The sequence below is a fragment of the Ruegeria sp. AM9 genome, assembly GCF_056540565.1.
This window is the reverse complement of sequence record NZ_JBQFWY010000015.1, coordinates 53,858-63,035: the sequence shown is the minus strand read 5'-3', so window position 1 is coordinate 63,035 and position 9,178 is coordinate 53,858. Positions and strand designations below refer to the sequence as shown.

The following is a 9,178-nucleotide window of genomic DNA, read 5'->3' as shown; positions in this document are numbered from 1 at the left end:
CCAAAGGATACTGAACAGGCATCTCCCAACCCGCAAAATCAACCATCTTGCCACCCAACTCAACATGCAAGTCGTACAAAGGCGTGCGTTTAATATCGGTCATGGGTCCAACCTTTCAATCAGCGGGACTGGTCGCGAACGACCATGACGGTGCAATGTGCGTTGCGCACGACACGGGCCAGGTTCGGCCCAATCTCATAGTTCGGGAAATCGCCTTTGGTCGATGCCATGACGATCAGATCGAAGCCGTCCTTGTAGGCCAGCTTCAGGATTTCGCGGTAGACACTGCCTTCTTCGACGTGGATCGCCACGTCGGAGGCATTGCCGTGATCCAGAATGGCCTGAACAGCATTGCGTACGTGTTCTTTGGCGCCGGCGCCATAATTGGCGGGCAGGTTCGGCAGCTGGATGATCTCGGGGATGACGGAGACCGCGTGCAATTCGGCGCCGTAGAACTTCGCCTGTTCCAAGGCGACCGGCAGGGCATTTTTCCACGAGCGGTCGTCGGTGTGATCAATGGGCAGCAGGATTTTCGTGGCCATCACGTCTCTCCTCGAGATATTGAATTCTGTTTCAAAGCCGGGGGGCCGGGATGGCCCCCCGTTGTTCGTTCCGAGGTTATTCGGCAGGCGTGCTGCCGGGCTCCTCCGACTGACCGCCCGAGGCGAAGAACTCTTTCGTCAGTTTGAAGACGATCGGGCTCAGCAGGGCCAGGGCGATCAGGTTCGGGATGGCCATCATGGCGTTCAGCGTGTCCGCCAGCAGCCAGATAAAGCCCAGATCCGCTGTTGCACCGAAATAGATCGCGATGATCCACAGGATGCGGTACGGCATCAGGGATTTGACGCCCAGCAGGAACTCGACGCATTTCTCGCCGTAGAACGACCAGCCGAGGATGGTGGTGAAGGCAAAGATCGACAGGGCGATTGCGATCAGGTGACCGCCGCCCGGAAGCGAGGTTGCGAAGGCCAGCGAGGTCAGTGCTGCACCGGATTCACCTGAGGTCCACGCACCCGAAGCGATGATCGCCAGACCGGTGATCGAGCAGACGATGATCGTGTCGATGAACGTGCCCAGCATCGCGATCAGACCCTGGTTGACCGGACCTTTGGTCTCAGCCGCTGCGTGCGCAATCGGGGCCGAACCCAGACCGGCTTCGTTCGAGAACACGCCGCGTGCCACACCAAAGCGGATGGCTGCCCAGACGGCTGCGCCTGCGAAACCGCCCTCGGCGGCGGATGGGGTGAAGGCATAGGTGAAGACCAGCGACAACGCGTTTCCGATTTCGGCGATGTTGATGATCAGAACCAGCAGGCCGGCGATGATGTAGGCGATTGCCATGAACGGAACCAGCTTACCGGCAACCGCACCGATACGGGTGATGCCACCCAGGATCACGGCTGCGGTCAGGACCATCAGAACGACACCGGTGACCGAGGTGTTCACGCCGAAGTTCGATTCCAGAACCTGCGCCACACCATTGGCCTGAACGCCGTTGCCGATGCCAAAGGCGGCGATGCCGCCGAACAGGGCGAAGGCGACGCCCAGCCAGGCCCATTTCGCGCCCAGACCGTTCTTGATGTAGTACATCGGGCCGCCGACAAAGTTACCCAGCTCGTCTTTTTCGCGGTACTTCACCGCGCAGACAGCTTCGGCATATTTGGTGGCCATGCCCACCAGGGCGGTCATCCACATCCAGAACAATGCGCCCGGACCGCCCAGGAAGACAGCAGTGGCCACACCGGCGATGTTACCCGTGCCGATGGTCGCCGACAGCGAGGTCATCAGCGCGTTGAACGGGCTGATCTGCCCTTCGCCCTGACCTTCACGGCCTTTGAACAGCAGGCTGAAGCCCGTGCCAATGCGCAGGATCGGCATGAATTTCAGCCCGACCTGCAGGAAGAAGCCGACGCCAAGAATGAGAACCAGCATCAGTGGCCCCCACACGACGCCATTGATGGCCCCTACGATTGAATTTAACGCTTCCATGGTATCCCTCCCATTTGCGTTTGGTTATGCCCCGGCAATGGCCCGCTGGCGGGCCTGCTTGAGGGCGGCAAAGTCTTCGTCCGCGTGGAACGACGAACGGGTCAGCGGTGTGGCTGACACGTGCAGAAAGCCTTTGGAGCGTGCGATCTGCTCCAGTTGGGCGAACTCTTCCGGTGACCAGAACCGGTCGATCGGGTGATGTTTCGGGGTCGGTTGCAGGTATTGACCGACGGTCAGGAAATCGACATTGGCAGCGCGCAGGTCGTCCATCACCAGCCGTACATCGTTCAGGCTTTCCCCCAGCCCGACCATCAGGCCGGATTTGGTGAAAATCTCGGGGTTGGCGCGTTTGGCGTCGTCCAGCAGCCGCAAAGAAGTGTAGTACCGCGCGCCGGGACGGACCGTTGGGTACAGATGCGGGACGGTCTCCAAGTTGTGGTTGAACACGTCCGGGGCGGCGTCGAACACAACATCTGCCGCGTCGCCCTTGCCCAGAAAGTCGGGGGTCAGAACCTCGACCGTGGTGCCGGGGTTCTGATGGCGTACGGCGCGGATGGTCTGAGCGATATGTTCCGCCCCGCCGTCGGTCAGATCATCGCGGTCAACCGAGGTGATCACCACATGGCGCAGGCCCAGCTTTTTGACCGCTGCCGCGACGCGGCCCGGTTCGAACACATCCAGCGCGTCGGGCCGCCCGGTCGCCACGTTGCAGAAGGAACAGCCGCGCGTGCAGACCTCACCCATGATCATCATCGTGGCGTGACGCTTGGACCAGCATTCGCCGATATTGGGGCAGGCGGCCTCTTCGCACACCGTCGCCAGATCATGGTCACGCATCAGGCGGCGGGTTTCGTAATATTCGGCGCTTTCGATCTTTTTGCGGCGAATCCACTTGGGTTTGCGCGGGATGACACTGTCGGCTTTCTTGGCCTTTTCAGGGTGGCGGGGGCGAAGCTGGATGGTCATCTGGCGGCTCCTTCTCAGGCGTGAATCGCGCGGCCCATGGCGTCGAGGCAGGCTTCCTTGATCGCCTCGCCCATGGCCGGGTGTGCATGACAGGTGGCTGCGACCTCGGCGACGGTGGCGCCTTTGGTCATGGCCAGCACCAGCTCGGCGATCAGATCACCACCATGGGCGCCGCAGATATGCGCGCCGAGGATTTTGCCGTTCGGGTCGGCCAGAACCTTGACCGCACCGTCGGTTTCGCCGGTCGAGCGGGCGCGCGAATTGGCCATGAAAGCAAACTTTCCGGCCGAGTATTCAGCGCCTGCTTCCTTCAGCGCCTCTTCGGTCAGGCCAACCGAGGCGACCTCGGGGTCGGTGTAAACAACGCCCGGAACGGTGTTGTAATCTACGTGACCGGCTTGGCCTGCCAGCATCTCAACGCAGGCAACGCCATCCTCTTCGGCCTTGTGCGCCAGCATCGGGCCGGGGACGCAGTCACCGATTGCATACACGCCTGGAACAGAGGTCTGGAATGTGCCATCGACTTCGATGAACCCGCGCTGACTTACATTAACGCTCAATTCTTCCAGTCCCAGCCCACGTGTCACAGGGCGGCGGCCGACGGCGATCAGAACCTTGTCGGCCTCGATCACCTCTTCCTTGTCTTTGCCGACCCGATCCACAGTCAGCGTCAGCCCGGCGTCAGATTTTTCGACGGACTTCAGCGCGCGACCCAGTTGGAATTTCAGCCCGCGTTTCGACAGCGCACGCTGTGCCAGTTTCGCGATCTCACCATCGATGCCGGGCAGAACGCGGTCGAGATATTCGACAACGGTGACCTTGGCGCCCAGCCGCGCCCAGACCTGACCAAGCTCCAATCCGATCACACCGGCGCCCACGACGACCAGATGGTCGGGCACGGTTTCCAGCGCAATTGCGCCGGTCGAGCTGAGGATGTCCTGCTCGTCAATCTCGATCCCGTTCAGAGGGGTCGGTTCCGAGCCGGTGGCGATCAGAATGTTCTTGGCCTCATGGACCTCATCGCCCACCTTGACCTGACCGGCGGCAGGAATGCTGGCCCAGCCTTCGATCAGGTCCACGCCGTTTTTCTTGAACAGGAACGCGATGCCCTTGGTCAGGTCGCCGACGATCTTGTCCTTACGGCCCATCATCGCGGGTACATCGATGCTGGCCCCCTCGACCGCAATGCCATGGGAGGAGAGATGTGCAAGTTCGGCATATTTGGCCGAGGAGGTCAGCAACGCTTTGGAGGGAATGCACCCCACATTCAGGCAGGTTCCACCCAGTGCCCCGCGCCCTTCGACGCAGGCCACTTTCAGTCCCAACTGAGCCGCGCGGATGGCAGCAACATAGCCGCCCGGACCGCCCCCGATGACAATAAGATCGTAGGTCATTTCTTGGTCTTTCAGTAGATCGGGTGGCTTGTGCACAGGGCGCGGACTTTTTCGCGGGTGGCTTGTTCAACCGTCGGGTCGCCTTCCGGCGACTGCGCCAGCGCATCCAGAACGTCACCGATCAGGTGGCCGATCTGCTTGAACTCCTCGGGGCCGAAGCCGCGGCTGCATCCGGCGGCGGTGCCAAGACGGATACCGCTGGTGACGGTGGGTTTTTCGGGGTCGCCCGGCACGCTGTTCTTGTTGCAGGTGAACCCGGCACGCTCCAGCGCCGCCTCGGCGTCCTTGCCGGTCACGCCGACGGGGCGCAGGTCGACCAGCATCAGGTGGTTCTCGGTTCCGCCGGATACGATGTCACAACCGCGCGCCATCATGACGTTGGCCAGAGCCGCCGCACTGTCGACCACGCGCTGTATGTAGTCCTTGAACTCGGGCTTCAGCGCCTCGCCAAAGGCCACCGCCTTGCCTGCGATCACGTGCATCAGCGGGCCACCTTGCAGGCCGGGGAACACGGCCGAGTTGATCTTTTTCGCCAGCGCTTCGTCATTGGTCAGGATGATGCCGCCGCGTGGGCCACGCAGGGTCTTGTGCGTGGTCGAGGTGACCACATGCGCGTGACCGATGGGCGAGGGGTGCAGGCCGGTTGCAACCAGCCCGGCGATATGGGCCATGTCGGCCAGCAGCCAAGCGCCGACCTCATCAGCAATGGCGCGGAACCGGGCAAAGTCGATCTTTTGCGAATAGGCCGATGCACCGGCGATAATCATCTTGGGCTTTTCGGCCTTGGCCAGCGCCTCAACCTGATCGTAATCGATCAACCCGGCTTCGGTCAGGCCATACTGAACCGGGCGGAACCACTTGCCGGATTGCGCGGGCTTTGCGCCGTGGGTCAGGTGACCTCCCGCATCCAGCGACATGCCGAGGATCGTGTCACCGGGGCTGAGCAGCGCCAGCTTGACTGCGCCATTGGCCTGCGCACCCGAATGCGGCTGCACGTTGGCGTATTCACAGCCGAACAACTGCTTAAGCCGGTCGATCGCTTCGACTTCGACCTCATCCACATACTCGCACCCGCCATAGTAACGGCGGCCAGGATACCCTTCGGCGTATTTGTTGGTCAGCACCGAACCCTGCGCCTCGATCACGGCCTGAGAGACGATGTTTTCGGATGCGATCAGCTCGATCTGTTCGGCCTGACGTGTGCCTTCACGCGCAATCGATGCGGCGATCTTCGGGTCGGCCTCGGCCAGCGACGTCTTAAACATAGTCTCCTCCTCTTCTTCGAATCCCCGGTTCGAGAATTTGTTTCCTATAGGGGAAATAGTTCCCCCAAATCAACAAAAATCTCGTATTCGTAAAGTTGCGTGCGAATAGGGGAACGGGTAACCTGCCGCAGAATAGGGAGATTTTCATGGGCGAAGACCAAAGGAACGAAGCCTCAGCACCTGAGGAGCTGGACGAAGGCGCCGCTTTGGGGCGCTCGATTCGGGATGCGCGGCGGGAGAAAGGCTGGACGCTGGAAGAGGCCGGACGCGCCGCGGGAATCGGTCGTTCCACCTTATCGAAGATCGAAAACAACCAGACAAAGCCCAGCTTTGAGATCGTGCGGCGCCTGACACAGGCGCTGGATCTGAACCCGCCGCAACTGTTTCTTCAGTCCGGCCAGACCGGTATCACCGGTCGGCGGGACTATACGCCGAAAGGGCAGGGGGAATTTCGCGAGACCGCAACCTATCTGCACGAGCTGCTGTGTTCGGACCTGACCAGCAAGCGGATGCTGCCTTATGTGGCGACGATCCGGGCGCGGGATATTTCCGAGTTCGATCCGTGGATTCGCCACTCGGGCGAAGAGTTCATGTATGTGCTGAGCGGTGAGTTGATCTTTATCTCGGAACACTACCGCCCGCTGCCGATGAAGGCGGGGGATTCACTCTATTACGACAGCAGCATGGGGCATGGGTGCGTGTCCACCAGCAAGGAAGACGCGCAAGTTCTTTGGGTGTCGCTGGAATAGGCGCAGGGGGTCAACGCCAGGTCAGCATCAGCCCCCAAAAGACGCGACGGGTTCACCAAAGAGCGTCTCATCCGGGTGGATATCCAAACCCGGCCCCGTTGGCCGTTCGATGTGGCCGCCGACGATTTGAATGCCATTCTCCGGGTCGTAATTGCCTTCGATGTATGGCGCGGCCAGCCAGACCCCTTCGCACAGCTCGGGTTTGACGGTTGCGCCGATCTGGGTGCAGGCGGCGGCAATGATGTCCCCGCCCCAGCTGTCATCGCAGGTATGCGGCAGGTTGCGGGCCTCGCAGATGTCGCGGAAGGCACGCATGTGGGTCAGGCCGCCGATACGCGTGACCTTCATGCCGAACCCGTCCACCAAGCCGGTGCCGGCAGCTGAAATGACAGTGTTCAGGTCGATGCTGTTTTCATCCATGTAGATGCCGTGGCTAACCTGCGGGCGGATTTTTTCCAAGTCCTGTATCGTGTTACAGGGCTGCTCCATGACGAAGGGTACATGCGGCAATTCCCGGCTGACGCGCAGGGCGTCGCGGGTTGTCCAGCCGCGGTTGCCGTCCACTGCCAGGCGCATACCTGTGCCTTTGACGACCTCCCAGACCTTGGAGATCACCTCGATATCGATCTCGACGGGGCGACCGCCAACTTTGATCTGCAGGCGCGGATAGCCCTCGTCCAGCTTCTCTTTGGCCAGTTTTGCAATGTCATCCGGCGCGCCGACACCGGTTGCGTAGTATGATGGCACGCGGTCGGTCACGGCACCTCCCAGCAGGTCGGCGACATTGACGCCCAGCGACTTGCCGAACAGGTCATAAGCCGCGATATCCAAAGCGGCCTTGGCGTAGTTGTGACCGGCCAGCAGAGTATCCATCTTGCGGCGCAGAGTGCCCGGTGTCGCCTCGGCGCCAATCAACCCTCCGGCCATTGCCATCAGCGCAGCACGGGCGCCTTCCGCATGGGCCTCGGCATAGGTTGGACCCACCGGGCAGGTCTCGCCCCAACCGACATGACCGGTGTCCGACACCAGTTTGACAAGAGTGGTGTCCAGCGCCCAGACCGCACCGCTGGCCATCGTATAGGGGCCATTCCTGACCGGCAGCTCATGGGCGTAGATATGGATTTCCTTCAGCTTCATGTTGCGGCTTTCCTTGGTGTGGAGGGGTTACTTGATACCCGCCGCAGCCAGGATCTGGTCTGCAGTGCGGAGGGTTTGTCGGCTGGCCCGTTCGGACCCGATCATGCGGGCGGCTTCGGTCAAGCCTTCGTGTAGAACGAACAATTGGTCGGCCAGTGCGTCCGCATCACAATGCGGAGCGACATCCACAAGGCGTCGGTGAAACTGAGCCCGTACCGCAGACTTATGGACCTCGACCGCGGCGCGGATCGGAGCGCTGTCGGGATAGGCGGACAGGGCGTTGCGGAACAGGCAACCGCAGTTCGATATTCCAAGTAGCCAGTCGGACAGCCGCTGAAGAATATGGACAACATGCGCCGCGCCGTCCTTGGGGCCGTCGCCGATCCAGTCGGCATAGGCACGGTCGCGGTGCTGCAACGCGCCCACCACCATGGCCTCGCGGCTGGGGAAATACTTGTAGAGGGTTCTCAGCGAAACATCCGCACCCGCGCGCAGAGCCTCGACGCCGGGTCCGGCAAACCCCATTTCCTCGAACTGACCATGCAGACGGGCGGCAATCTGGTGTTTCATGTCGATCATGAGAAAGTGGTAGAGCGATCACTCTACTTTGGACTTGACGAAAACCGACGCGTTCTGACGGGGTGGCGACATGGCGGTGAGACGACAAAAAACTTAGGTCGTTTCCGCAAGCCATCGATACACGAGTTTGGCGCGATCAGATGCAGTGTTGTGAAGCGCGACGTAAAAATCCAGCGGTGAGGAAAGGGTCTGTGGCAGCAGGTTGACCAGTTTCCCGGATGCGACAAGTTCCGCAGTCAGCCCCTCCCATCCCAACACTGCCCCCATGTCGTCCTGCGCGGCCTGAAGCGCAATGGTGTAGTTGTTGACGCGATGCGCCGAATTCAAAGGCCCGTCATACCCCAGTTGGTTGGTCCATTCGCGCCAATCCGTCCACCCCGTTCCCGGCGCATCAAGGTGGATCAAGGGGATGCGCGCCATGTCCTGAATGCCAGTAATATTGTTCTGTTCCAAGAACCGGGGGCTGCCGAGGGCCATGATGCGGTCACGAAACAGAACATGGCTGGTGCCCTTCTCCTCGGAGGCATCCCCATAGCAAATACTGAGGTCGCATTTCGTTGTGTCAAACCCCAGATCCGTGACCACTTGCGTCACCGATATATGCCCGTGCCTTTTCCAGAATTGCGCAAGCCGGGGGGTCAGCCAAAGCGAACTGACGGCCGTGCTGGACCGAATCGTCACCCCGGATCGGTCATAATGCGAGCGCAACTGCTGCAAGGCCTCGCTGATATCTTCAAGCCCCCGTTGCAGGGCGACCAGCAGGTAAGCCCCGCTTTCGGTCAGTTCGACCCCGCGATGGTGCCGGCGAAACAACGAACAGTTAAGCTCGTTTTCCAGTGATTTGACCTGGTGGCTGATGGCCGCCGGGGTGACGTTCAGCTCTGACGCGGCGTTTTTAAAGCTGACATGACGCGCGGCGGCTTCAAAGCTGATTAACGAGCTTACCGGGGGCAGTTCATATGGGCCTTTGGGCAAGGTGGTTTGACCTTTGATCCTGAGTTTTCCGACTTTTTAGCACAAAAATCCAAGTTTGAATTACTTCAGTTATTGCAAAGTGAATTTTTTTGCGATTGCCCGACGGCCTGTCGCCCGCGATGTT

Annotated in this window: 9 protein-coding genes; 1 reads left to right on the top strand and 8 read right to left on the bottom strand. The window is 60.7% G+C overall.

Annotated features, from left to right (window positions below; all coding sequences use genetic code 11):
• Nucleotides 1–119: 119 nt before the first annotated feature.
• The 5 genes from ACR0DO_RS17845 to glyA form a co-directional block, all read right to left on the bottom strand.
• Nucleotides 120–542, bottom strand: coding sequence for a universal stress protein (locus ACR0DO_RS17845; protein ID WP_480560832.1), 423 nt, complete (start codon nt 540–542; stop codon nt 120–122).
• A 76-nt stretch (nt 543–618) separates the two neighbouring features.
• On the bottom strand, nt 619–1,989 hold the full coding sequence (locus ACR0DO_RS17840) for an alanine/glycine:cation symporter family protein (protein ID WP_170448841.1): 1,371 nt from the start codon (nt 1,987–1,989) through the stop codon (nt 619–621).
• Between the two features lie 24 nt (nt 1,990–2,013).
• Nucleotides 2,014–2,955 carry a lipoyl synthase gene (gene lipA, locus ACR0DO_RS17835; RefSeq protein WP_480560830.1) on the bottom strand — a complete coding sequence of 314 codons (942 nt, stop codon included), beginning with the start codon at nt 2,953–2,955 and terminating at the stop codon, nt 2,014–2,016.
• 14 nt (nt 2,956–2,969) lie between these two features.
• Nucleotides 2,970–4,349, bottom strand: a complete 1,380-nt coding sequence (lpdA, locus tag ACR0DO_RS17830; RefSeq protein WP_480560828.1) for a dihydrolipoyl dehydrogenase — start codon at nt 4,347–4,349, stop codon at nt 2,970–2,972.
• A gap of 11 nt (nt 4,350–4,360) precedes the next feature.
• Complete coding sequence (glyA, locus tag ACR0DO_RS17825; RefSeq protein WP_480560826.1) at nt 4,361–5,614, bottom strand: serine hydroxymethyltransferase; 1,254 nt, start codon at nt 5,612–5,614, stop codon at nt 4,361–4,363.
• A 146-nt stretch (nt 5,615–5,760) separates the two neighbouring features.
• On the opposite strand from glyA, the gene ACR0DO_RS17820 reads away from it, so the two are divergent.
• Nucleotides 5,761–6,363, top strand: a complete 603-nt coding sequence (locus ACR0DO_RS17820; protein ID WP_170328704.1) for a helix-turn-helix domain-containing protein — start codon at nt 5,761–5,763, stop codon at nt 6,361–6,363.
• A 27-nt stretch (nt 6,364–6,390) separates the two neighbouring features.
• On the opposite strand, the gene ACR0DO_RS17815 is transcribed toward ACR0DO_RS17820, so the two are convergent.
• The 3 genes from ACR0DO_RS17815 to ACR0DO_RS17805 form a co-directional block, all read right to left on the bottom strand.
• On the bottom strand, nt 6,391–7,500 hold the full coding sequence (locus ACR0DO_RS17815) for a mandelate racemase/muconate lactonizing enzyme family protein (protein WP_480560824.1): 1,110 nt from the start codon (nt 7,498–7,500) through the stop codon (nt 6,391–6,393).
• Between the two features lie 27 nt (nt 7,501–7,527).
• Nucleotides 7,528–8,079 carry a TetR/AcrR family transcriptional regulator gene (locus tag ACR0DO_RS17810; protein WP_480560822.1) on the bottom strand — a complete coding sequence of 184 codons (552 nt, stop codon included), beginning with the start codon at nt 8,077–8,079 and terminating at the stop codon, nt 7,528–7,530.
• A gap of 93 nt (nt 8,080–8,172) precedes the next feature.
• Nucleotides 8,173–9,054: a LysR family transcriptional regulator gene (locus ACR0DO_RS17805; protein WP_480560820.1), complete on the bottom strand. Its 882-nt coding sequence runs from the start codon at nt 9,052–9,054 to the stop codon at nt 8,173–8,175.
• Between the last annotated feature and the right edge of the window lie 124 nt (nt 9,055–9,178).

What these genes read in the sequence shown, in the direction of transcription:
- ACR0DO_RS17845 (WP_480560832.1), bottom strand. Translation starts at nt 542, where the DNA reads ATGGCCACGAAAATCCTGCTGCCCATTGATCACACCGACGACCGCTCG.
- ACR0DO_RS17840 (WP_170448841.1), bottom strand. Translation starts at nt 1,989, where the DNA reads ATGGAAGCGTTAAATTCAATCGTAGGGGCCATCAATGGCGTCGTGTGG.
- lipA (WP_480560830.1), bottom strand. Translation starts at nt 2,955, where the DNA reads ATGACCATCCAGCTTCGCCCCCGCCACCCTGAAAAGGCCAAGAAAGCC.
- lpdA (WP_480560828.1), bottom strand. Translation starts at nt 4,349, where the DNA reads ATGACCTACGATCTTATTGTCATCGGGGGCGGTCCGGGCGGCTATGTT.
- glyA (WP_480560826.1), bottom strand. Translation starts at nt 5,614, where the DNA reads ATGTTTAAGACGTCGCTGGCCGAGGCCGACCCGAAGATCGCCGCATCG.
- ACR0DO_RS17820 (WP_170328704.1), top strand. Translation starts at nt 5,761, where the DNA reads ATGGGCGAAGACCAAAGGAACGAAGCCTCAGCACCTGAGGAGCTGGAC.
- ACR0DO_RS17815 (WP_480560824.1), bottom strand. Translation starts at nt 7,500, where the DNA reads ATGAAGCTGAAGGAAATCCATATCTACGCCCATGAGCTGCCGGTCAGG.
- ACR0DO_RS17810 (WP_480560822.1), bottom strand. Translation starts at nt 8,079, where the DNA reads ATGATCGACATGAAACACCAGATTGCCGCCCGTCTGCATGGTCAGTTC.